Here is a 23,313-nt window from a genome sequence, read left to right on the forward strand (position 1 = left end):
AACCGCGTCAGTCCTCGCCCAGATAGGCCTTCCGGACCGAGTCGTTCACCAGCAGGTCCCGGCCGGTGCCGGACAGCACGACCTTCCCGACCTCGAGCACGTACCCGTAGTCGGCCCGCTTCAGCGCGGCCTGGGCGTTCTGCTCGACCAGCAGGATCGTCGTACCCTGCCGTTGCAGCTCGCTCACCGTCGTCATGATCCGCTTCATCATGATCGGCGACAGACCCATCGAGGGCTCGTCCAGCATCAGCAGCTTCGGCCGGCTCATCATCGCCCGGCCCATCGCCAGCATCTGCTGCTCACCGCCGGAGAACGTACCGGCCGGCTGCTTGCGCCGCTCCCCCAGGATCGGGAACAGGTCGTACGCCGCCTTCAGGTCGGAGCGCACGCCCGCGGGATCCCGACGGGAGAACGCGCCGAGCAGCAGGTTCTCCTCGACCGACAGCCGCGGGAAGATCCGCCGGCCCTCGGGCGAGTGCGCCAGACCGCGGGTGACGATGTCGTGCGCCGCCACGTGGTCGATCCGCTCGCCCTGGAACCAGACCTCCCCGCCGGTCGGCCGGAGCAGACCCGAGATCGTCTTCAGCGTGGTGGTCTTGCCGGCGCCGTTGGTGCCGATCAGCGACACCACCTGCCCCTGCTCCACGCTGAAGCTGATCTTCTTCACCGCAAGGATCTTGCCGTAGGCAACTTCCAGGTCCTTGACCTCGAGCATCGCGGCCATCAGACCTCCCCTCCGGGTACGTCGTCCTGCGGGCCTTCGTCCTCGTCGTCGTCCTCGCCGGTGCCGATGTAGGCCTCGATCACCCGCGGGTCGGACTGCACCTCCTCGGGGGTGCCCTCGATCAGGGCCGCCCCCTGGACCAGGCAGAGCACCCGGTCGCAGAGGTTGAAGATGAACCGCATGTCGTGCTCGATCACCACGACCGACAGCCCGGAGTCCCGGATCTTGAAGATCAGGTCACTGGCCTGCCGGGTCTCCTGCGGGTTCATACCGGCAGTCGGCTCGTCCAGCAGGATGAGCTTCGGGTCGGTGGCCAGGGCCCGCGCGATCTCGAGCCGGCGCTGGTCGCCGTACGGCATGTTCCGGGCCAGGTGCTCGGTCGACCGGCCGAGCCCGACGAACTCGAGCAGTTCCTGGGCCCGGGCCCGGGTGGCCGCCTCCTCGCGGCGGAACTTCGGGCCGTGCAGCACCGACGTGAGCGCGCCGGCGCTGGTCCGGCAGTACCGCCCGACCATCACGTTCTCCAGCGCGGTCATGTTCGCGAACAGCCGGATGTTCTGGAACGTCCGCGCCATCCCGGCCCGGACCACGGCCCGCGGCTTGGGCGGCAACGGCGTACCGGAGAACCGGACCTGCCCGCTGGTCGGCTTGTAGAGACCGGTGAGGCAGTTGAAGAACGTCGTCTTGCCGGCGCCGTTCGGGCCGATCAGACCGACGATCTCGCCCTCGCGGACGGTCAGGTTGACGTCGTTGACCGCCAGCAGACCGCCGAACCGCATAGTCACACCGGAGGCTTCCAGGACCGGGTCGCCGATCGGCCGTGCGGCCACGTCCTGAGTTTCGGTCACCGTCATTTCGCCTCCTCCACCGCGATCAGCCGTTCCTCTTCGACCGCGACGGCCAGCGCCTCGTCCTCCTCGTGGAACTCCAGCTTCCGGCGTCTGCTCGCGACCAGCCCCTCGGGCCGGAACCGCATCATCAGCACCAGCAGCAGGCCGAACAGCAGCAGCCGGTACTCGAGGAAGAACCGCAGCTTCTCCGGCAGCACCTTCAGGATCGTTGCACCCAGCAACACCCCGACGATGGTGCCCATACCGCCCAGCACGATCGCGGCCAGCAGGAACGCCGACTCCAGGAAGATGTACTGGTCCGGACTCACCGCGCCGTCCTGGTGGGCCTTGACCGTGCCCGCCATACCGGCCAGGAAGGCGCCGATCGCGAACGCGAGCAGCTTCAGCCCGAACACGTTCACGCCCATCGCCTCGGCGGCCTTCTCGTCCTCCCGGATCGCCACCCAGCCGCGCCCGATCCGGCTGTTGTTCAGCCGGGAGAACGTCAGGATGACGAAGCCGACCAGGATCAGCAGCAGGAAGTAGTAGTTCGCGTTCCGGGTGAGTTCGACACCCGCGACCGTGTGGTCGGTACCGAAGTCGAAGCCGAACAACACCAGGTCCGGGATGCCCGGGATACCGTTCGGGCCGTTGGTCAGGTTCGGCCCGTTGTTGCCGTCCAGGTTGAACATCGAGAACCGGAAGATCTCACCGAAGCCCAGCGTCACGATGGCCAGGTAGTCGCCGGAGACCCGCAGCGTCGGCGAACCGATGATCAGGCCGAGTGTCGCCGCCACACAGGCGCCGACCAGCACCACGATCAGGAACGGCGGCTTCCAGTCGATGGTCGCGAACGCCGACGTCGACAGCGTCGCCGCGACGTACGCACCCGATCCCAGGAACGCGATGTACCCGAGGTCCAGCAGGCCGGCCAGGCCGACCACGATGTTCAGACCCATCGCGGTGGCGCTGAAGACCAGCACCGAGCCCGCGATCGACATGTTCGTGTCGTCCCCGTTCTGGGTGAACGGGAACAGGAACGCCGCCGCGAACGCCGCCAGGGTCAGCACCTTGCGGTGCCGCTGTCCGGCGTGGCTGACGAACGTCATCACCCCGCACCGGAACAGGCAGGTCGCGGCCGCCCCGACGAACACCAGGCACAGGATCAGCGGCCAGGCCTCGGTCTGAGCGAGCGCGTACGCCGCGGTGAACAGCAAGGCCGCCATCAGGACCGCGATCGAGAGGATGTCGAACCAGGCCGGCATCCGCGCCTCGCTCATGTCCCGCAGCTGGTGCAACGGCAGCATCCACGCGGACACCGCGATCAGCAAGCCGCCGACGAGCGTGACGTACCCGCCCGGGTTGACGTTGATCAGGCCGTCGGACTCCACCGAGATCGCGACCAGGGCCAGCACCATGTACAGCACCAGCCCGACGCCGAGGGCCCGCAGACCGAGGGTCGCGTCCAGCCACGAGCCCAGCTTGACCAGCGGCCCCTTCTCGACGAGCAGCAGCACGAGCGACAGCAGGGCGAGGATGATCGCCAGGATCTGCAGGCCGTTCGGGTAGAAGTTGATCGACAGGTCGTTCAGGATCTGACCGTCGTAGCTCCAGGACAGGAACGAGCCGACGATCACCAGCGCCACGCCGGCCAGGCCCAGCGGCCAGGCGATCGGCTTGCCCGGCTTCGCCACCGGAGCCTCCGAGATGTCGTCGACAGGAGTGTCGATATCGGTCATGCGCGGTCCACCACCCTCGCGCCCAGCAGGCCCTGCGGCCTGAACACCAGAACCAGGATCAGAATGACGAACGCCCACACGTCTTTCCAGGTACTACCGCCGAACTGGCCGGGGATGTACTGCGTGGCCATCGCCTCGACGACGCCGAGGACCAGACCACCGGCGACCGCACCGTAGATGTTGCCGATACCGCCGAGCACGGCGGCGGTGAACGCCTTCAGACCGGCCAGGAAGCCCATCCGGAAGTCGATGTTGGTGTTCTGCAGGCCCTGGGAGACGCCGGCGATCGCGGCGAGCACCGCACCGAGGGCGAAGGCGACCACGATGATCCGGTCGACGTTGATTCCCATCAGCCGTGCCGTGTCCGGGTCCTGCGAGACCGCCTGCATACCGCGGCCGATCCGGGTCCGGTTGATGAAGAACCAGAGCAGGACCGCGCAGATCACGAGCGCCCCGACCGTGAAGAGCGCGGACCGCTGGATCGTCACACCGCCGACCTGCAGCGCCTTGCCCGTCACCACGTCGATCTGCGGGAACGGGATGCGCAGCTTGGCGCTCGGCCACTCGACAGTGGTGATCAGCTTCTTGTAGAGCAGCCAGCCGACCTCGGCGACGACGGCGCCACCGACAGCGGCGGCCGCGATCGCCGGAACCGGTATCTCGGCCCGGGCGTTCCGTCGTACCGCCAGACCGGCCAGCCAGCCGATCGCGGTGCCGACCACTGCGCCGAGCACGATCACGCCGACGACCAGCAGCGGGTTGAGATCGCGGTTGATCAGCCGTACGACGCTCCACAGGCCGACGGCGCCACCTGCGCCGCCGAGCAGCGGGGCCCGGTCGTACCACCTGGACACCGGGTGGTTCAGGTCCACCTTGGCCACCCGTCCGCCGGCGACGTAGCCGACGGCGATCGCCAGACCGGCGAACACCAACACCGTCCAGGCGGGCTCCTCGTAGAAGAGGCGGACGAACTCCTGCAGGAACACGGAGATGCCGATCGCCGTGATCAGCGGCGCGAGTCGTGGCGCGTTCCGCAGGGGACGGTACGCGACACGCTCCATCAGCACCGCGGTGCCGACCGACGCGATCATGGCGCCGACGATCATGATCGGCAGGATCCATACATTGGTCTTGCCGTCGAAGAACAACAGGTACGTCGTCAGCGCGCCGAACGCGCCGATCATGAACACCTCGCCGTGGGCGAAGTTGATGAGCTGCACGATGCCGTACACGACCGTGTACCCGACCGCGATCAGGGCGTACAGCGAGCCCAAGGTCAACCCGTTGACGAGTTGCTGGAAGAACTGGTCCACGTCGACCTCCCATCTGCCTCGGTTATGACATGCCACGGGGGTGGGAGGATCGCTCCCACCCCCGAGACATGAGGTCGACTCTGCTTACTTGGTCTCGAAGTCCTTGGTCTCCACGGTCGCCCACTTGCCACCGGCAACCTTGTAGACGGTCAGGACCTTCGACGTGGTGTCGCCGTACTGGTCGAACGCGACCTTGCCGGTCACACCGTCGAAGCTGACCTTGGCCATCGCGTCGACCGTCGCCTTGCGCGCGGACTCGACGTCCGTGGCGCTCTTCAGCGACTCCTTCAGCGCGGCGATGATCGCGTTCGCAGCGTCGTACGAGTAGCCACCGTAAGCGGCGTACGGCTCCTTGTACTTCTCAGCGGTGTAGTCCGCGACGAACTTCTTCGCCGACTCCAGGCTGTCGACCGGGGCGCCGACCGAGGTGGCCAGGTCGTTGTCGGCCGTCTTTCCGGCCAGGGTGATGTACTTCGGGTCGAAGATGCCGTCGCCGCCCATCAGCGGGACGTTCAGGCCGGCAGCCTTCATCTGCTGCGAGAGCGGCCCGGCGTTCGGGTACTCACCGCCGTAGTAGACCGCCTGCGGGTTGGACGGCTTGACCGCGGAGATCACGGCCTGGTAGTTCGACTCGTCCGGGTTGATCGTCTGCGCCGACACGATCTGACCACCGAGCTTCTTGAACTCCTCGGTGAAGGTGCCGACCAGGCCCTGGCCGTACGCCTTCTTGTCGTGGATCGTCGCGACCTTGGTGATCTTCGCGGTCTCGTACAGGTACCGGGCCGCGAACGGACCCTGGACCGCGTCCGTCGTGCAGGTACGGAAGTACGTCGGGTACGGCCGCTTCGGCTCGGTCTGCCACTTGGCGCCCTGGGTCAGGCCGGGGCCGGTGTTGGCCGGGGAGACCTGGACGATGTCCTTCGGCGCGAGCACCGGCTGGACCTGCTGGCTGACGCTGGTGTTCAGCGTGCCGACGACGCCGATCACGTCCTTGTCGCTGGCGAGCGCGGTGGCGGCGTTCTTGCCCGGCTCGGTCTTGCCCTCGTCGTCCTTCGGCACTACCTCGAGCTTCCAGCCCGGGATCGCCTTGGCTTCGTTGGCCTGCTTCACGGCGAGTTCGACGGAGTGCTGGATACCCAGACCCAGAGCCGACAAGTCTCCGGACAACGGCGCGATGACGCCGATCTTCGCGGTCTTGGTCGCTTCTTCGGAGCCCCCGCCAGAATCGTTGCCACTGCGTGAGCCGCAGGCAGTCAGGGCCAACGACGCAACGATCAGCGACGCGCCGACCCGTACTACGGAACGCTGGTGCACTGTTCCTCCCATGTCTGGATAGTCCCAGCGAATCCGGGACTCTCGCGCATTTGCCACGAGCACCCGCAGGTTAGACCCAGCGGTGGTTCCAAGCGAACAGCGCACAGGCTGTGTTGTGAGGTCGTTACCCCGGTAAGCATCGTCCGATGACCTGATTGCTGTCCGACCGCCAAATGCGGTGACACAGAGTCAGCGAGCGGACTGTCTCAGTGAGATCCGCTCGACGCGACCGGCGGCCTCGGCCACGGTTTGTCACCAATGCCGGTAAGCGTTCACCTCACGGTTACGACACGCCGGTACTGCGAGCAGATGACGGCAGATTGCGCATGGACAGGCAGATGTTCTCGCCCGATCAGGAATCTCCGGCTTCGTTGACGACCAGCTCGGCGACCTGGCGCATCGAGACCCGCTTGTCCATCGCGGTCTTCTGGATCCACCGGAACGAGTCCGGCTCGGACAGCCCGAACTTGGTCTGCAGGATCGACTTCGCCCGGTCGACCAGCTTGCGGGTCTCCAGCCGCTCGGCCAGGTCGGCGACCTCCCGCTCCAGCTCGGCGAGTTCGACGTACCGGGATGCGGCGATCTCGATCGCGGGCAGCAGGTCGGCCTTGGAGAACGGCTTCACCAGGTACGCCATCGCGCCGGCGTCCCGCGCCCGCTCGACCAGCTCCCGCTGCGAGAACGCGGTCAGCATCAGCACCGGGGCGATCCGCTCCCCCGCGATCTTCTCGGCCGCGCTCAGCCCGTCCAGCTTCGGCATCTTCACGTCGAGAATCACCAGATCCGGCCGCAGGTCGATCGCCAGCCGGATAGCCTCCTCGCCGTCCCCCGCCTGCCCGACGACGTCGTACCCCTCTTCCGCGAGCATCTCGGCCAGATCCATCCGAATCAAAGCCTCGTCCTCGGCAATCACCACACGCTTAGCAGTCACACCGCACACCCTAGCGACCCCACGTCAGCTCTTAGCCCCCACAAACGTGTCGAGCACAGCAACCGCCTCCCGCCGACTCACCGCGATGGCATTCCGCCGCGGCTGCCGCCAAGCAATCCCTAACTGATCCAGCGCATCCGTGAGAATTTTCCGGATGTCCTCCGACTCGTTCGAGAACATGTACCGCGGGTAGTAATACCGCTTGCCGTCCGGCTTACTCGCCCAGTTCACGAACCGGCACCCATCCGAGTGAAACAGCCCCCGGAGCAACTGTTCGGGGTACTCGGCAACAATCTCCCGCTGCCAGTCCGCCAACTCGATCTTCCGCAGATGCTTCCGTCCAGGCCCGTGCTGCGGAAAGACACACGGCCAGTGCTTCCAGCGAGCCTCTACCCGGATCGCTCCGCCGCCACCACGCAGGCAGGGGCTCGCATTCGGCTTCACGCGCTTGATCGTCTCGGCGATCTCCTGGTTCAGATCGCTGTATCTCTCATCGTTGGCGATCTGCAGCGTGAAGACACCTCGTCGCGCCCGCGCGATCGAACCGTCCCCCAGATACCACCCCAGCAGGAGCGCGTACGCCGTCTCGTCCAGACCAGCCCCGTCACACCGCGGGCACGAGGCCTGGGCGCGAACACCGCCGCGCGTCCGGCCTTCCATCTGGTAGCGACGACGCCACGTCCGAATCGTCTGCAGCGCAACGCCATGGATCTCCGCGTTGACACGATCAGGCACACCGTCGCCCGACATCCGCAACGCGGACTCCACCGTCTCCCGCGACCTGAAGTGACCCATGCCACATCGTCCCGAAGACCACCGACAGTTTGTGCCGGGTGTGGGATTCGAACCCACACGCCCTTGCGAGCAACGGATTTTGAGTCCGTCGTGTCTGCCATTCCACCAACCCGGCAAGGCTGCAGGAGAACTCTAGCCGCAATTCGACCGATTCCGCTCATCGCCCTGCCGCCTGCGCTGTAGGTCGCAGGTCTCGCGCGGCCGAGCCGAAGTTCTAGGTTGTGAGGTGGTGGTGGGCGAGGGTGGCTAGGACTGGGGACTCGTAGTCGTGGTGGTTGTGCAGGGTGGCGCCGGTTTCTGTGCCGGGGCCTTTGAGTGCGTTCGTCAGTTCGGCTCGGAGGAGGTGAGCTTCGGGTGAGGGGTCCGACTCGAGTGCGGCCAGCGCGCGTCGGGCGGCGGGGCGGTAGTTGGGGATGAAGAAGATTCCGGGGTCATCGGGAAGTACGACGTTGTCGGGGTGGCAGTCCCAGAACTCGACGCCGTTGAAGGTGGTCGCGCGGAAGTCGAGGTTCACGAGGGGTGCTGGAGCCGGGCAGTCGGGTCGGGGGCGGCAGTCGAAGACGATGTCGCGGAGTGCACCGGCGAAGGTGCAGTCGCGGAGGTCGCACTGCTCGAACTGGACGCCGTCGAGACGGGCCTGCGAGAAGTCGCAGCCGTCGAAGAGTGCGCCGATCAGCACGGCGCCGCGGAGGTCGGCACCGGCGAACGACACCTGCCGCCACTCGTTGCGGCGTTTGCGGTGCCAGCTTCCCAGTACGGCGTCCCGCAGGTCGGCGCCGGCGAACGAGGAGTCCGCGACCTTTGTGTCCCAGATCCGCAGATCCCGCAAAGCCGCGCGCCCGAAATCGCAGCCGTCGATCCGGCTACCCGTCCAGCGCAGCCCCACGGCCTGGGACCCGCGGTGGTCCTCGCCGTGCAACCGGGCGTTCTTGAGATGGTCCACGGACCGAAGCTAGTCGAGGCGGGCGGTCACCGGACCGCCCGCCTCTCTGCACCCGGTCTTACGGGTTGGGGCTTCGGTAGGCGGGGGCGTTGCCTTCGATGGCGTCGCCCATGCGGTGGACGCGGAGGGCGTTGGTGGAGCCGGGGATGCTGGGCGGGGAGCCGGCGACGATGACTACCAGGTCGCCCTTGTTGAGGATGCCGAGTTCGAGGAGGCGCTGGTCGACCTGGCGGACCATTTCGTCGGTGTGGTCGACGGTGGGGACGATGTGGGTGGTGATGCCCCACACCACGCTCAGCCAGGAGCTGACCGACGGGACCGGCGTGAACGCGAGCAGCGGGACCTCGGTGCGATAGCGAGCCAGACGCAGCGCCGTGTCACCGGACTGGGTGAACGCGATCAGGTACTTCGCTTCCAGCCGCTCCGCCACGTCCGCGGCCGCGCGGGCGATCACGCCGCCCTTGGTCTTCGGCTCCCATTCGATCTCCTGGACCCGGCCGAGGCCGTGCTCCTCGGTCGACTCCACGATCCGGGCCATCGTCTTGACGGTCTCGATCGGGAACCGCCCGACGCTGGTCTCACCGGACAGCATGACCGCGTCCGCGCCGTCGAGTACGGCGTTCGCGACGTCGGAGGCCTCGGCCCGGGTCGGCCGCGGCGCGGAGATCATCGACTCCAGCATCTGGGTGGCGACGATCACCGGCTTCGCGTTCAGCCGGGCCTGGTCGATGATCAGCTTCTGGACCAGCGGGACCTCCTCGAGCGGGAGTTCCACGCCGAGGTCGCCACGGGCCACCATGAACCCGTCGAACGCCTCGATGATCTCGTCCAGGTTGGCGACCGCCTGCGGCTTCTCGATCTTCGCAACGACCGGGAGCCGCAGCCCCTCCTCGTCCATGATCTTGTGCACCAGCTGGATGTCGGCGGCGTCCCGGACGAACGACAGCGCGATCATGTCGGCCGGCAGGTGCAGCGCCCAGCGCAGGTCCTCGGCGTCCTTCTCCGACAGCGCGGGCACGCTGACCGAGACGCCGGGCAGGTTGATGCCCTTGTGGTTGGAGACCGGCCCGCCGACGGTGACCCGGCAGATCACGTCGGTCTCGGTGACCTCCTCGGCGACGAGCCCGATCCGGCCGTCGTCGATCAGCAGCTGGTCGCCCGGGTTGACGTCACCCGGCAGACCGTCGTACGTCGTACCGCAGATGGTCTGGTCACCGGGCACCTCCCGGGTGGTGATCGTGAAGCGCTCGCCGTAGGTCAGCGTGGCCTTGCCCTCGGCGAACTCGGCCAGCCGGATCTTCGGGCCCTGCAGGTCCACCAGGATGCCGACGTTCTTGCCGGTCTCCGCGGCAGCGGTCCGAATCCGCTGATAGATGCGCTCATGCTCGGCGTGGGCGCCGTGGCTCAGATTGAGCCTTGCGACGTCCATACCTGCTTGGACGAGTTCTGTGATGCGCTCCGGGGCGGCCGTAGCCGGGCCGAGCGTACAAACGATCTTTGCGCGACGCACGTCACAAAACCCTACTCCTGCAAACCACTGGGTCCGCTGGTCCGCCCCCGTTACTGGACAGTTAACAGTTGAAGACGAGCGGGCGCATCGCCTGAATCGTCAAGAACCCAAGGGGGTGTAGGGCCCGACGGTCACGTCGCCGCTCGGCTGGGCGGTGACCGTCTGCAGGCCGACCGGCAGCCCCTTCTGGTACGTGATCAGTGTGACCTCGCCCGGTTTGCGCAACGTGTAGCCCAGTGCGAAGGCGTACGCCGCTCCCCCGGTCGTCCCGTTCGTGTACGTCGTGACCGCGCGGTTGTCGACCACCCGGTGTTCGGGCCCGACCTGACGATGCAAATGACCGGACAGCAGCAGCGTCGCGCACCCCCGGGCGGCGGTGTCGGCGAACGACGACGGGTCGTGCACCACCATCGTCGAGATCCGCTTGTCGTCCGGCTGGTCGCAGGCGATGTCCGCGAGCCGCTGCGACTGCTGCTCGATCGTCTCGTCGCCCGGGGTGTCCGCGCTGCCGAGCCCGGTGCGGGTCGGATCGCTGTCGCCGAGGAACCGGATCCCCTCGACCTCGACCGGCTTGCTGTCGAGCACGGTGAATCCGGCCTTGCGCATGAACTCCTCGACATGGCCGCCGGCGTCGTGGTTGCCGGCCACCGAGACCACCTTGAAGTCCTTGAAGTGCTGCCGCAGCGAGTTGATGCTGAACGCTTCCCAGCTCTGCCCGGACGAGGTGTCGTCACCGGCGTCGATGAGCAGCTTGGCGCCGCCCGCCTTGCCCACCTCGGCCGCGAAGCCGTCGATCCCGATGTTGTCGTGCCGGTCCGAGACCAGCAGGGCGACCTTCTCGTTCTCGTTCGGCTTGTGCAGCTGCGGGGAGACCTCGGCGACCCGGTCCTTCAGCTCGCCGTACAGCTCGGTAGACTTCTTGTACGTCTCGACCAGCGTCCGGATCACCCCGACCCCGCCGGTGGTGGAGAACCCGGACGCGACCTCGACCGTCTTCAGCCGGTTGTCGAACGACATCTCCGGCAGCAGCTTGAACAACGGCTGCCACTGCGTCGGCGGTACGTCGGCCTGCCGCATCCGTCCCGGCCCGTAGATCGACGCGATCGTGATCAGCATCGCGACCAGGATGACGATCATCCGGTGCTCGGTACGGCGTTCGTGCCGGTGGACCAGGTGCCACAGCTCGCTCCGGCGCCGTACCCCCAGCGCTGTCCACAGGGTCGCGACCACCACGACCACGAGCAGGCCGGACCCGGCCCCGGCGACCGCGTTGTCGACCGCCATCTCCTGGATGACCTGCTTGATCCGCCCGATCTCACCGTCGGGCTGGGAGGCGATCAGGGTGTCGCGGGTGAGCAGCTCGGTGAGGTTGTCGGCGTCGGTCTCCTGGACGTCGACGTTGACGCCGATGCCGCCGGGCGTGTTCGTCGGGATCCGCAACCGCGGCAGTACGGCGCCGAGGTCGAGGGTCGCGTGCCCGTCGAACGTCGGTGACACGGTCGCCGCGTGGGCACCGATCGTGACCCGCTCGGAGTCGTTCACGAACCCGAACAGCCCCACCACGACCGAGGTCAGCACGAAGAGCAGGCTCAAACCGGCCCACGGCGCAACCGTCCGCAGCCGCTCCTTCGTCACCAGCCTCAGCACCACACTCACCAACCTACCGAGAAGCCCCACCTTGAGCACCGACCAACCGTTTCCCATGCCGGGTTTTGGTTGCCTGGGGCCCAAGGTGGGGCTGCGGTCAGACTGCGAGGGGGCGGGCGGTGGGCGGGATCGGGGTGGGCAGTGTCGACGATCCGGTGAGGTGGGCGTCGACGCCGCCGGCGCAGGAGCGGCCTTCGGCGATGGCCCAGACGATCAGCGACTGGCCGCGGCCGGCGTCACCGCAGGCGAAGACGCCCTCGACCGACGTCTGGTACCGGTTGTCCCGCTTCACGTTGCCGCGCTCGTCGAGCTCGACGCCGAGCTGCTCGAGGAAGCCCTCGCGCTCCGGGCCGACGAAGCCCATCGCCAGCAGCACGAGCTGCGCCGGGATGGTGCGCTCGGAGCCCTCGACCGGGTTGAACTTCCCGTCCTTGAACTCCACCTCGACCAGATTCAGCCCCGCGACGTTGCCGTCGGCATCGGCCTCGAAGTTCACCGTGGAGACGGCGTACACCCGGTCGCCGCCCTCCTCGTGTGCGGAGGCGACCCGGTAGATCATCGGGTACGTCGGCCACGGCTGGTGGCCCGGGCGGTCGTCGGAGGGCCGCGGCATGATCTCCAGCTGGGTCACCGACCGCGCGCCCTGGCGGTGCGCCGTACCGAGGCAGTCCGCGCCGGTGTCGCCGCCGCCGATGATCACCACGTCTTTGCCGGTGGCAACGATCTGGTCCTCGACGGTCTGTCCGAGCGAGGCCCGGTTGGACTGCGGCAGGTACTCCATCGCCTGGTGGATGCCGCCGTACTCGCGGCCCGGCACCGGCAGGTCCCGCGCGGCGGTGGCGCCGGTGGCGATCACGACCGCGTCGTACCGCTGCTTGAGCTGGGTGCCCGTGACGTCCACGCCGACGTTGACGCCGGAGCGGAAGACCGTGCCCTCTTCCTTCATCTGCTGGATGCGGCGGTCGACCTGAAGCTTTTCCATCTTGAACTCGGGAATGCCGTACCGCAGCAGGCCGCCGGGGGTGTCGGCGCGCTCGTAGACCGCGACCGTGTGACCCGCGCGGGTCAGCTGCTGGGCGGCGGCCAGGCCGGCCGGACCGGACCCGACGACCGCGATGGTCTTACCGGTCAGCCACTCCGGCGGCTGCGGCTTGACGTCACCGGTCTCCCAGGCCTTGTCGATGATCGCGACCTCGACGTTCTTGATCGTCACCGGGTCCTGGTTGATGCCGAGCACGCACGAGGTCTCGCACGGCGCCGGGCAGAGCCGGCCGGTGAACTCCGGGAAGTTGTTGGTCGCGTGCAGCCGCTCGATCGCGCTCGACCAGTCGTCGCGCCAGACCAGGTCGTTCCACTCCGGGATCAGGTTGCCGAGCGGGCAGCCGTTGTGGCAGAACGGGATGCCGCAGTCCATGCAGCGGCCGGCCTGCTTGGTGATGATCGGCAGCAGCGCCTTGCCGGGCCCGCCGGGGTAGACCTCTTTCCAGTCCTGCACCCGCTCGTCGACCGGCCGCCGGTCGGCGACCTCGCGTCCGGTGGTCAGGAATCCCTTGGGGTCAGCCATCAGATGGCCTCCATCATCGCTCGCGTGGTGGCGTCCTCGTCCAGGCCGTCGCGCTCGGCGGCCGCCTTGGCCGCCAGCACCCGGGCGTAGTCGCGGGGCATCACCGTGGTGAACCTGGCCGCCGCGGCCGGCCAGTCGGCGAGCAGCTTGGCCGCCCGTTCCGAACCGGTCTCCTCGAAGTGCCTGCGGACCAGGTCGTGCAGCAGTTCGGACTCGTCCGTGGTGACCGGGTGCAGATCCACCAGCTCCGGGTTCACCAGGGTGTGGTCCAGGTCGATCACGTGGGCCACGCCGCCCGACATGCCCGCGGCGAAGTTCCGGCCGACGGCGCCGAGTACGACGACGCGCCCGCCGGTCATGTACTCGCACGCGTGGTCGCCGACCGACTCGACGATCGCGGTCGCGCCGGAGTTCCGGACACAGAACCGTTGCCCGACGCCGCCGCTGATGAACAGTTCACCGGACGTCGCGCCGTACGCGATCACGTTGCCGGCGATGATCTGGTCGGCGGCGTCGAACCGCGCGTGCCGGTCGGGCCGGATCACGACCCGGCCGCCGGACAGGCCCTTGCCGACGTAGTCGTTGGCGTCACCTTCGAGTCGCAGGGTGACTCCACGCGGTACGAAGGCGGCGAACGAGTTACCGGCCGACCCGGTGAAGGTCAGGTCGATGGTGCCGTCGGCCAGCCCGGCCGCGCGGTACCGCTTGGTGATCTCGTGGCCGAGCATCGTGCCGACGGTCCGGTTGACGTTGCGGATCGCGAGCTGCGCCCGGACCGGTTCGCCGTTGTCGAGTGCCGGCCGGCAGATCCGGATCAGCTCGTTGTCGAGCGCCTTGTCCAGACCGTGGTTCTGCTCGACGGTCTGGTGCAGCGACGCGCCCTCGGGCAGCGCCGGCACGTGCAGGATCGGCGACAGGTCGAGCCCGTCGGCCTTCCAGTGGTCGACGGCGCGCTCGATGTCCAGTACTTCGGCGTGCCCGATCGCCTCGTCCAGCGTCCGGAACCCGAGCTCCGCCAGGTACTCGCGGACCTCCTCGGCGATGAACTCGAAGAAGTTCACGACGAACTCGGGCTTGCCGGAGAACCGCTCCCGCAGCACCGGGTTCTGCGTCGCGACGCCCACCGGGCAGGTGTCCAGGTGGCAGACCCGCATCATGATGCAGCCCGACACCACCAGCGGCGCGGTCGCGAAACCGTACTCCTCCGCGCCGAGCAGCGCCGCGATGATCACGTCCCGCCCGGTCTTCAGCTGGCCGTCGGTCTGTACGACGATGCGGTCCCGCAGCCCGTTCAGCAGCAGGGTCTGCTGGGTCTCGGCCAGACCGAGCTCCCACGGACCACCCGCGTGCTTCAGCGACGTCAGCGGCGCCGCGCCCGTACCGCCGTCGTGGCCGGAGATCAGGACGACGTCCGCATGCGCCTTCGAGACACCGGCCGCGATCGTGCCGACGCCGACCTCGGAGACCAGCTTCACGTGGATCCGCGCCTGCGGGTTCGCGTTCTTCAGGTCGTGGATCAGCTGCGCAAGGTCCTCGATCGAGTAGATGTCGTGGTGCGGCGGCGGCGAGATCAGGCCGACGCCGGGCGTCGAGTGCCGGGTGTTCGCCACCCACGGGTACACCTTCGGGCCGGGCAGCTGCCCGCCCTCGCCGGGCTTCGCGCCCTGCGCCATCTTGATCTGGATGTCGTCGGAGTTCGTCAGGTACTCCGCGGTGACGCCGAAGCGGCCGGACGCGACCTGCTTGATCGAGCTCCGCCGGGCCGGGTCGTACAGCCGGTCGGCGTCCTCGCCGCCCTCACCGGTGTTCGACTTGCCGCCGAGCTGGTTCATCGCGATCGCCAGCGTGGTGTGCGCCTCGGCGCTGATCGAGCCGTAGCTCATCGCACCGGTGGAGAACCGCTTGACGATCGCGCTCACCGGCTCGACCTCGTCGATCGGGATCGGCCCGCGACCACTCTTGAAGCCGAACAGGCCGCGCAACGTCATCAGCCGCTCGGACTGCTCGTCGACGCGCGACGTGTACTGCTTGAAGATGTCGTACCGCCCGGTCCGGGTGCTGTGCTGCAGCCGGAAGACCGTGTCCGGGTCGAACAGGTGCGGTTCGCCCTCGCGGCGCCACTGGTACTCGCCGCCGATCTCGAGCTTGCGGTGCGCGGGCAGGATGCCGTCGGCCGGGTACGCGCGCAGGTGGCGACGCCGTACCTCCTCGGCGATCGCGTCCAGGCCGACGCCGCCGATCCTGGACGACGTACCGGTGAAGTAGATGTCGACCAGGAACGGGGACAGCCCGTTCGCCTCGAAGATCTGGGCGCCGGTGTACGACGCGACCGTCGAGACACCCATCTTCGACATCACCTTGAGGACGCCCTTGCCGAGCGCCTTCACCACGTTGCGGATCGCCTGCTCGGGCTCGATGCCGGGCAGGTAGGTACCGCGCCGGCACAGGTCCTCGACGGACTCCAGCGCCAGGTACGGGTTGATCGCGGCCGCGCCGTACCCCATCAGGAGCGCGACATGGTGGACCTCGCGGACGTCACCGGCCTCGACGACCAGTCCGACCTGGGTGCGGGTCTTCTCCCGGACCAGGTGGTGGTGCACCGCGGAGGTGAGCAGCAGCGACGGGATCGGCGCGCTGTCGGCGTTCGAGTGCCGGTCGGACAGCACCAGGATGCGGGCACCCTCGCTGATCGCGGCGTCGGCCTCGGCGCAGATCTCGTCGAGCCGGGTCCGGAGTGCCTCGCCGCCGCCTTCGACGTCGTACACGCCGCGCAGGACCGTGGTGGCCAGGCCGGGCATGTCGCCGTCGAGGTTGATGTGCCGGAGCTTGGCCAGCTCGTCGTTGGTGATCACCGGGAACGGGATCACCACCTGGCGGCAGGACGCCGGGCTCGGGTTGAGCAGGTTCGACTCCGGGCCGAGGCTGGACGACAGCGAGGTCACCAGCTCCTCGCGGATCGCGTCCAGCGGCGGGTTCGTGACCTGCGCGAACAGCTGCGCGAAGTAGTCGAACAGCAGCCGCGGCCGGTCACTCAGGACGGCGATCGGCGTGTCGGTGCCCATCGAGCCGATCGGCTCCGCGCCGGCCTTCGCCATCGGGGTGAGGATGACGCGCAGCTCCTCCTCGGTGTACCCGAAGACCTGCTGGCGCCGGGTCACCGACGCATGGCTGTGGACGACGTGCTCCCGCTCGTGCAGGTCCTCGAACCGGATCAGGCCGGCGTGCAGCCACTCGTCGTACGGGTGCTCGGCGGCGAGCGCGTTCTTCACCTCGGCGTCGGTGATGATCCGGTGCGCGTCGACGTCGACCAGGAAGATCCGGCCGGGCTCGAGCCGGCCCTTCTCGGTCACGGTCGCCGGGTCGATGTCGAGGACACCGGCCTCGGAGGCGAGTACGACGAGACCGTCGTCGGTCACCCAGTACCGCGAGGGCCTCAGGCCGTTGCGGTCCAGGACCGCGCCGACCTTGGTGCCGTCGGAGAAGACCACCGACGCCGGGCCGTCCCACGGCTCCATCAGCGTCGAGTGGAACTCGTAGAACGCACGCCGCTGCGGGTCCATCGTGGCGGCGTTCTCCCACGCCTCCGGGATCATCATCAGCATCGCGTGCGGCAGCGAGCGGCCGCCGAGGTGCAGGAGCTCCAGAACCTCGTCGAACGACGCCGAGTCCGACGCGCTCGGCGTACAGATCGGGTAGAGCTGCTCCAGGTCACCCGGGATCAGGTCGCTGGAGAGCAGCGCCTCGCGGGCGCGCATCCAGTTCCGGTTGCCCTGGACGGTGTTGATCTCACCGTTGTGGGCGATGTACCGGTACGGGTGGGCCAGCGGCCAGGACGGGAACGTGTTCGTGGAGAACCGCGAGTGCACGATCCCGATCGCGGAGGCGAGGTCGGGGTCGGTCAGCTCGGGGAAGAACTTGTCCAGCTGGTCGGTGGTCAGCATCCCCTTGTAGGTGATGGTCCGGCCGGACAGCGACGGGAAGTAGGTCTCGGTCTCCTTCTCGGCCCGCTTCCGCAGCCGGAACGCCATCCGCTCCAGCGCCAGGCCGAGCACGCGGCCGGCCTTCGCGGTCACGAACAGCTGCTTGAAGGTCGGCATCACCGAACGCGCGGTCGCGCCGAGCAGGCCGGGCGTGGTCGGGATGTCCCGCCAGCCGACCACCGTCAGCTGCTCCTCGTCCGCCAGCTCCTCGATCCGGTCGATCGCCTTCGCGGCGTCGTCGGCATCGGCCGGCAGGAACGCGATACCGGTCGCATAGCTGTGCGGCGCCGGCAGCTCGAACTCGCACACCTTGCGGTAGAACGCGTCCGGTACCTGGATCAGGATTCCGGCGCCGTCGCCGGAATCGGGCTCGGCACCGGACGCACCACGGTGCTCGAGGTTCCGCAGGGCGGTCAAAGCCTTGGCCACGATGTCGTGGCTCGGTTCACCGGTCAGGGTCGCGACGAAAGCGACCCCACAAGCGTCGTGCTCGTGGGCTCCGTCGTACAGACCCTCGCTCGGGCGGTGCCGGTTTTGGGCAGGGGGGACACCAAACATTCAGGAGCTCCCGTCGTCCTACGGTCAACACAACTGGCCGCGGGACAACACTGGCCCAAGCCGGGAGTCCCGAGACTACCTCATGACGCCCGCCAGTTGGACTTCCTGTCCACTGCGCAACGCCTTGATGACCCTCCGTAAGCAAGCGTTCACTACTAGCCTCCCATCATCCCAGCCTGCTCCCATCCCAACCACCCACAGCCCCGGAAATTCACCTACTGAGACCGCGGGATCCTGATAGGCAAGCCCTATGCCCTGGTACCCGTCCCCCGACTGGCAACCGCTCACGGCCGGCACCGGCCAAGCTACTGGCGGCGTCTGGCGAACCCCCGACGGCGAAGTGGTGAAGCGCCTGGTTCCCGGCGTACAAAACCCCCGTCACCACGCCTACTGGGAACGACAGGCGCTGGTGGCCGAATCTGGTGTGGTCGCGGGTACGCCGGGACTTCGCGCACCCGCCTGCCTGGATGTCGAGCGGGATGCTGACGGCATCACGCTGCGGATGGCGTACACGCCTCCCGCTGAGTGGGCTCCCGAGGCGCTGGCCGGGGCGCTGGGGCGGTTTGCGCGCTGCTCCTTGGCAGAGCCTGGCTGGGGTGCTCGCGACGTACTGCGTGACCGTCTGGGGACTGTGGAGCGGCGCGGTGGGTGGGCGTCGCTGGACCGGGCGGGACTCGCCTCGCCCGCGATCGACGAGCTGTGGAGACTGCGGGACCGCGCGCTAGCGGTGCTAGATGACCTACCTCGGGTGCCGACACATGGTGACGCGCATCCGATGAACCTGCTCGGGCGCGCCGGTGACGACGTGGTCGCGATCGACTGGGAGCAGTTCGGGCTGGGCCCGCTCGGTTTCGACCTCGGCTACCTGGCGCTCGCGGTCGAGGTTCCGCTGGACGCCTTGGTCGACGCGCACGGCGGTGACGCGGCTGCTGTACGACGTGGAGCCGTACTGACCGCGGCGTACACCGTTGTGTCACGCGCAGCCTGGTCGCTCACACAAACGCATCCCGGCGATCACGTGAGACGCATGCTCGACCTGTCCGCAGTTGTCGAAGAGGCGGCCGGGTGGAGTGGACCAATCGGGTGATAAATCTGCGCGATGGTTTGGCAACCGAGGCGCAATTGGGTCCTGCTGAGCGTGGGCAACGGACGGGCGGACGGCGGCGTGTGGAGTACGCCCGAGGGGTTCGTCGCCAAGCGCCTGGTGCCCGGCGAGGAGCGGCCGAGCCACTACGCGTACTGGCGCCGCCAAGCCGATGTCGCCGCCAGTGGTCTGCTCGAGCTGACCGTCGGGCTGCGCGCACCCCGCTGTGTGAAGGTCGACAGCGATCCGGACGGCATCACGCTCTGGACCGACGCCGCCCAGCCGACTCCGCTCACCTCCTCCGACGCGGCGGCCGCGCTCGGGCGGTTCGCCCTGAATCGGCTGGAGCCCGCCGACTGGTTCGCGCGGCGGATCCTGCGCGACCGGCTGGCTGATGATCAGCAGCACGGTGGCTGGGCCGCGCTCGAAACGGCCGAGGTTCTGCCCGCCGACGTACGGCGTTCCGGCCACCAACTGTGGAGCCACCGGTCCGAGGTGATGTCCGAGCTCGATCGACTGCCACAGCTGCTCGTCCACGGCGATGCGCATCCACCCAATCTGCTCCGGACAGACGGCGACGACGTCATCGCGGTGGACTGGGATCAATTCGGCGTCGGCGCTTTGGGCTTCGACCTCGGGTACCTGTTGCAGTTCACCCCGACACCGATCGCGGATCTGGTGGCCGCCTACCAAGCCGGCAGCGCAGCTACGTGGCCGGCCGATTTGGTACGGCGAGGCGCCGTACTGGTTGCTGCCGTCACTCTGGTCGCGCGCGCGGCGTGGGCGCTCGATCAACCCGACCCCGGGGTTCACCTGGAGCGGTTGATCGACCTGTCGGCGGTCGTCGACGAAGCGGTCAGCCAGGCCTCGTGGAACGCCCGATAGGTCGGGAACCGCGCGGTCGTCGCCTCGATGAGAACGTCTTCGAGCGCCGGTGGCGGGTCGGGGAGGAAGATCAGGCCGGCGCGGGCGAGGGCGTAGGCGGTGGTTCGGGTGTCGATGGGGGCACCCAGGGCGAGTTCCTCGGGGGCCATGAAGCGGGTGGAGCCGAACATGCGGCCCATCGTGTTGCGGTAGGCGCCGCGGTGGTAGGAGTCGAGGTCCATGACGGTCAGGCGTTGGGTTGTGAAGTCGTAGAGCAAGGACCCGTCGTAGAAGTCGCCTTGGATCCAGCCGGCTGCGTCCAAGGCGGCATGTAGGTCGTAGAGGGTGTCCAGAGCGGTGAGGATCTCCTCGGTCGGGAGGGCCTGGAAGCGCTCACGGACAGCCGGGTTGTGGAGAGGGTCACCGACGCGCCAGTCGTAGACCAGGAGCGGACCGGTCGGGGACTCGATCACGGCGTGCAGGGTCGGCAGCGCCGGGTGGTCGACCGAGTGGGCGAGCTCGATCGCGTTGCGGAGGAGGGTGACTCGGTCGGCGAAGTCGAGGTACGGCTCGGTGTTCGCCGGGTCGCCGGCGGTCTTCACGAAGTACCGGGCGTCGGCGGTCTGCACGCCGTACGCGACGTTTCCGGAGTCCTGGGTGTCGAAGCGGGTGAAGATGGTGCCTAGTTGATCGAGGTACGTGGCCGGAGGGACATCGATCTCACCGGGGAACATTCCGCCGATCGTAGTTGGAGGAACTGATGGGGCTCAGTGATTTTTCGCGCTACCCGTTGCTGTTCGGGCCGAGTCCGGTGCATCCGCTGGAGCGGCTCTCGGCGTACCTGGGTGGGGCGAAGGTGTGGGCGAAACGGGAGGACTGCAACTCCGGGCTCGCGTACGGCGGGAACAAAACCCGGAAGCTGGAGTACCTGATCCCGGACGCGCTGGCGCAGGGCGCCGACACGCTGGTGTCGATCGGTGGGTACCAGTCGAACCACACCCGCCAGGTGGCCGCGGTCGCGGCGAAGGTCGGGCTGAAGGCGGTGCTGGTCCAGGAGAACTGGGTGAACTGGCCGGACGCCCTCAACGACCGGGTCGGGAACATCCTGCTCAGCCGGATCATGGGCGCCGAGGTGCGGCTCGATCCGGCCGGGTTCGGGATCGGGTTCAAGGACAGCTGGAAGCAGGCGCTCGCGGACGTCGAGGCTCGCGGCGGCACGCCGTACGCGATCCCGGCCGGTGCTTCGGACCATCGGCTCGGCGGGCTCGGGTTCGCGCAGTGGGCGTACGAGGTGGAGCAGCAGGAGCAGGAGCTCGGGGTCTTCTTCGACACGATCGTGGTCTGCTCGGTGACCGGCTCGACGCACGCCGGGATGATCGCCGGGTTCGCGGGCCAGGACCGCCCACGGCGGGTGATCGGGATCGACGCGAGCGCCAAGCTCCAGGAGACCCGCGACCAGGTCGAACGGATCGCCCGCGCCACCGCGGAGCTGATCGACCTCGACCGGGACCTCCGTGCCGACGAGATCACCGTCCTGGAGGGCTGGGCCGGCGACGAGTACGGCGTACCCGTGCAGTCGACCCTCGACGCGATCCGGCTGACCGGTCAGCTGGAGGGGATGATCATCGACCCGGTCTACGAAGGAAAGTCCATGGCCGGCCTGATCGACCTGATCCGCACCGGCGACATCCCCAAGGACTCAACCGTCCTCTACGCCCACCTCGGCGGCCAACCCGCCCTGAACGCCTACAGCAGCTTGTTCACGCACACTCAACCGATTCCGGGACCGACGAGCGTGCCGACGAAGTAGGTGAGGGCGGCGGCTGCGGCGCCGAGGAAGAGTTGGCGGAGGCCGGAGTACCACCAGGAGCGGCTGGTGACGCGAGAGACGACGGCGCCGCAGGCGAAGAGGGCCGTCAGAGCGAGGATCAGCGATGGAAGGACGCTGCCGGCCCCGAACAGGTACGGCGCCAGCGGGACGAAGGCACCGATCGCGAAGCAGACGAACGACGACGCGGCCGCGATCACCGGGTTCGGGAGGTCGCCGGGGTCGATGCCGAGCTCCTCGCGGACGTGCTCCTCGAGGGCCTGGTCCGGGTCGGCGTGGAACTGCTTCGCGACCTTGCTGGCCAGGTCCGGGTCGAGGCCCTTCGCCCGGTAGGTCTCGGCGAGCTCGATCTCCTCGTCGAGCGGGTGCTTCTTGATCTCGGCGCGCTCGACCTCGATCTCCGCGCGGGCGAGCTCGCGCTGGGAGGCGACCGAGGTGTACTCCCCCGCCGCCATCGAGAACGCGCCGGCCGCGAGGCCCGCTAGTCCGGCGAGCACGATGAACTTCGAACCGGAGCTGGTGCCGCCGTCCATGCCGGCGATCAGCGCGAAGTTCGACACCAGGCCGTCCATCGCGCCGAACACCGCCGGACGCAGCCAGCCGCCGTTCACATCACGGTGCGTGTGGTCACCGTGATGCTCGGCAGAAACCTCGGGCGTCTCAGTCACGAGACCCGTCGTCGGAGTCGGAGCCGTTGCTGCTCACAGCCTTCGCCGGGGTCGCCTCGTCAGCGACGTCAGCCTCGTCGGCCTCGTCAGCCTCGTCAGCCTCGTCAGCTTTGTCAGCGGTGGCTTCGGGCTCGTCGGTGGTGGGGGTTTCGCCGGCGGCGGGGCCGGTGGAGATGTCTTCCTGGCCGGGGTACTTGCGGGCGCTGATGACGAAGGCGACGACGGCCAGCACGAACAGGATGATCGCGGTCCAGACGTTCAGCCGCAGGCCGAGGAAGTGGTTCACGGTGTCGATACGCATGTGTTCGATCCACGCGCGGCCGGCGGTGTACGCCGCGACGTACAGGAAGAACGCCCGTCCGTGACCGAGTTTGAACCGGCGCTCGACGAGCAGGATCAGCGCGATCACGCCGAGGTTCCAGACCGCTTCGTAGAGGAACGTCGGGTGGAAGGTCGCGAAGTCGGCGTACCCGGCCGGCCGGTGGTCCGTCGCGATCTCCAGACCCCACGGCTTGGTCGTCGGGCCGCCGAACAGTTCCTGGTTGAAGTAGTTCCCGAACCGGCCGAAGATCTGCGCCAGCGCGATCCCCGGCGCCATCGCGTCCGCGACCGCCAGGAACGGCACCTTGGCCCGCCGGCAGGCGATCCAGGCGCCGAGCGCGCCGAAGCCGACCGCACCCCAGACACCGAGTCCGCCGTGCCAGATCTTCAACGCGTCGATCGGGTGCTTGCCCTCGCCGAAGTACAGCTCGGCGTCGGTGATCACGTGATAGATCCGCGCACCGATCAGCCCGAACGGGATCGCCCAGAACATGATGTCGGCGAGCACCGGCGCCGAGCCGCCGCGCGCCACCCAGCGCCGGCGGCCGAGCCAGTAGCCGGCGAAGATGCCGGCCAGGATGCACAGCGCGTACGCGCGGATCGGCAGGGGGCCGAGGTGCCAAACACCCTGGCTCGGACTCGGGATGAACGCCGGAACCATCACGGCGGGAAGCAGACTAGACATGGCAAGGGGGAACGC

The 23,313-nt window shown here is 68.2% G+C and carries 18 protein-coding genes and 1 tRNA gene; 3 read left to right on the top strand and 16 right to left on the bottom strand.

Annotated elements, in window-relative coordinates:
• Positions 1-7 precede the first annotated feature (7 nt).
• The 13 genes from E0H45_RS24625 to gltB form a co-directional block, all read right to left on the bottom strand.
• Positions 8-724 (bottom strand): ABC transporter ATP-binding protein, encoded by a 717-nt coding sequence (locus E0H45_RS24625; protein ID WP_131341438.1) that lies wholly within the window; start codon positions 722-724, stop codon positions 8-10.
• Positions 724-1,578 (bottom strand): ABC transporter ATP-binding protein, encoded by an 855-nt coding sequence (locus E0H45_RS24630; RefSeq protein ID WP_131341441.1) that lies wholly within the window; start codon positions 1,576-1,578, stop codon positions 724-726. The genes E0H45_RS24625 and E0H45_RS24630 overlap by 1 nt, the downstream gene beginning before the upstream one ends.
• The gene (locus E0H45_RS24635) at positions 1,575-3,293 is read right to left on the bottom strand and encodes a branched-chain amino acid ABC transporter permease (protein ID WP_131341444.1); all 1,719 of its coding nucleotides are present in this window, start codon (positions 3,291-3,293) and stop codon (positions 1,575-1,577) included. Before E0H45_RS24635 ends, E0H45_RS24630 begins: the two co-directional genes overlap by 4 nt.
• Positions 3,290-4,606, bottom strand: coding sequence for a branched-chain amino acid ABC transporter permease (locus tag E0H45_RS24640; RefSeq protein WP_238155245.1), 1,317 nt, complete (start codon positions 4,604-4,606; stop codon positions 3,290-3,292). The genes E0H45_RS24635 and E0H45_RS24640 overlap by 4 nt, the downstream gene beginning before the upstream one ends.
• Before the next feature lie 84 nt (positions 4,607-4,690).
• On the bottom strand, positions 4,691-5,932 hold the full coding sequence (locus E0H45_RS24645) for a branched-chain amino acid ABC transporter substrate-binding protein (protein WP_238155247.1): 1,242 nt from the start codon (positions 5,930-5,932) through the stop codon (positions 4,691-4,693).
• A gap of 340 nt (positions 5,933-6,272) precedes the next feature.
• Positions 6,273-6,860, bottom strand: coding sequence for an ANTAR domain-containing response regulator (locus E0H45_RS24650; RefSeq protein ID WP_131341447.1), 588 nt, complete (start codon positions 6,858-6,860; stop codon positions 6,273-6,275).
• 15 nt (positions 6,861-6,875) lie between these two features.
• Positions 6,876-7,601: a transcriptional regulator gene (locus tag E0H45_RS24655; protein ID WP_238155248.1), complete on the bottom strand. Its 726-nt coding sequence runs from the start codon at positions 7,599-7,601 to the stop codon at positions 6,876-6,878.
• A 77-nt stretch (positions 7,602-7,678) separates the two neighbouring features.
• A tRNA-Leu gene (locus E0H45_RS24660) sits at positions 7,679-7,761 on the bottom strand.
• A 99-nt stretch (positions 7,762-7,860) separates the two neighbouring features.
• Positions 7,861-8,589, bottom strand: a complete 729-nt coding sequence (locus E0H45_RS24665; protein WP_131341453.1) for a pentapeptide repeat-containing protein — start codon at positions 8,587-8,589, stop codon at positions 7,861-7,863.
• Between the two features lie 58 nt (positions 8,590-8,647).
• A complete protein-coding gene (gene pyk / locus E0H45_RS24670; protein WP_131341455.1) occupies positions 8,648-10,099 on the bottom strand; it encodes a pyruvate kinase in 1,452 nt (483 codons plus the stop codon).
• 99 nt (positions 10,100-10,198) lie between these two features.
• On the bottom strand, positions 10,199-11,749 hold the full coding sequence (locus tag E0H45_RS24675) for a metallophosphoesterase family protein (protein WP_131341457.1): 1,551 nt from the start codon (positions 11,747-11,749) through the stop codon (positions 10,199-10,201).
• A 94-nt stretch (positions 11,750-11,843) separates the two neighbouring features.
• Positions 11,844-13,310, bottom strand: coding sequence for a glutamate synthase subunit beta (locus E0H45_RS24680; protein ID WP_131341460.1), 1,467 nt, complete (start codon positions 13,308-13,310; stop codon positions 11,844-11,846).
• On the bottom strand, positions 13,310-17,848 hold the full coding sequence (gene gltB / locus E0H45_RS24685; protein WP_202872503.1) for a glutamate synthase large subunit: 4,539 nt from the start codon (positions 17,846-17,848) through the stop codon (positions 13,310-13,312). The genes E0H45_RS24680 and gltB overlap by 1 nt, the downstream gene beginning before the upstream one ends.
• 250 nt (positions 17,849-18,098) lie before the next feature.
• On the opposite strand from gltB, the gene E0H45_RS24690 reads away from it, so the two are divergent.
• Together E0H45_RS24690 and E0H45_RS24695 are read left to right on the top strand one after the other, a co-directional pair.
• The gene (locus tag E0H45_RS24690; RefSeq protein ID WP_131341461.1) at positions 18,099-18,935 is read left to right on the top strand and encodes a phosphotransferase; all 837 of its coding nucleotides are present in this window, start codon (positions 18,099-18,101) and stop codon (positions 18,933-18,935) included.
• A 51-nt stretch (positions 18,936-18,986) separates the two neighbouring features.
• Complete coding sequence (locus tag E0H45_RS24695) at positions 18,987-19,817, top strand: aminoglycoside phosphotransferase family protein (RefSeq protein ID WP_165546585.1); 831 nt, start codon at positions 18,987-18,989, stop codon at positions 19,815-19,817.
• Here the strand turns inward: E0H45_RS24695 and E0H45_RS24700 are convergent.
• Positions 19,742-20,530, bottom strand: coding sequence for a protein kinase family protein (locus tag E0H45_RS24700; RefSeq protein WP_131341467.1), 789 nt, complete (start codon positions 20,528-20,530; stop codon positions 19,742-19,744). The genes E0H45_RS24695 and E0H45_RS24700 overlap by 76 nt on opposite strands.
• Positions 20,531-20,556: 26 nt before the next feature.
• On the opposite strand from E0H45_RS24700, the gene E0H45_RS24705 reads away from it, so the two are divergent.
• Positions 20,557-21,606, top strand: coding sequence for a 1-aminocyclopropane-1-carboxylate deaminase (locus E0H45_RS24705; RefSeq protein WP_131341470.1), 1,050 nt, complete (start codon positions 20,557-20,559; stop codon positions 21,604-21,606).
• On the opposite strand, the gene E0H45_RS24710 is transcribed toward E0H45_RS24705, so the two are convergent.
• Both E0H45_RS24710 and lgt read right to left on the bottom strand, forming a co-directional pair.
• Complete coding sequence (locus tag E0H45_RS24710) at positions 21,567-22,292, bottom strand: VIT1/CCC1 transporter family protein (protein ID WP_238155250.1); 726 nt, start codon at positions 22,290-22,292, stop codon at positions 21,567-21,569. The genes E0H45_RS24705 and E0H45_RS24710 overlap by 40 nt on opposite strands.
• Positions 22,285-23,298 carry a prolipoprotein diacylglyceryl transferase gene (gene lgt, locus E0H45_RS24715; RefSeq protein ID WP_202872504.1) on the bottom strand — a complete coding sequence of 338 codons (1,014 nt, stop codon included), beginning with the start codon at positions 23,296-23,298 and terminating at the stop codon, positions 22,285-22,287. Before lgt ends, E0H45_RS24710 begins: the two co-directional genes overlap by 8 nt.
• Positions 23,299-23,313 lie beyond the last annotated feature (15 nt).

The sequence above is a fragment of the Kribbella soli genome (assembly GCF_004331345.1).
Lineage (GTDB): Bacteria > Actinomycetota > Actinomycetes > Propionibacteriales > Kribbellaceae > Kribbella > Kribbella soli.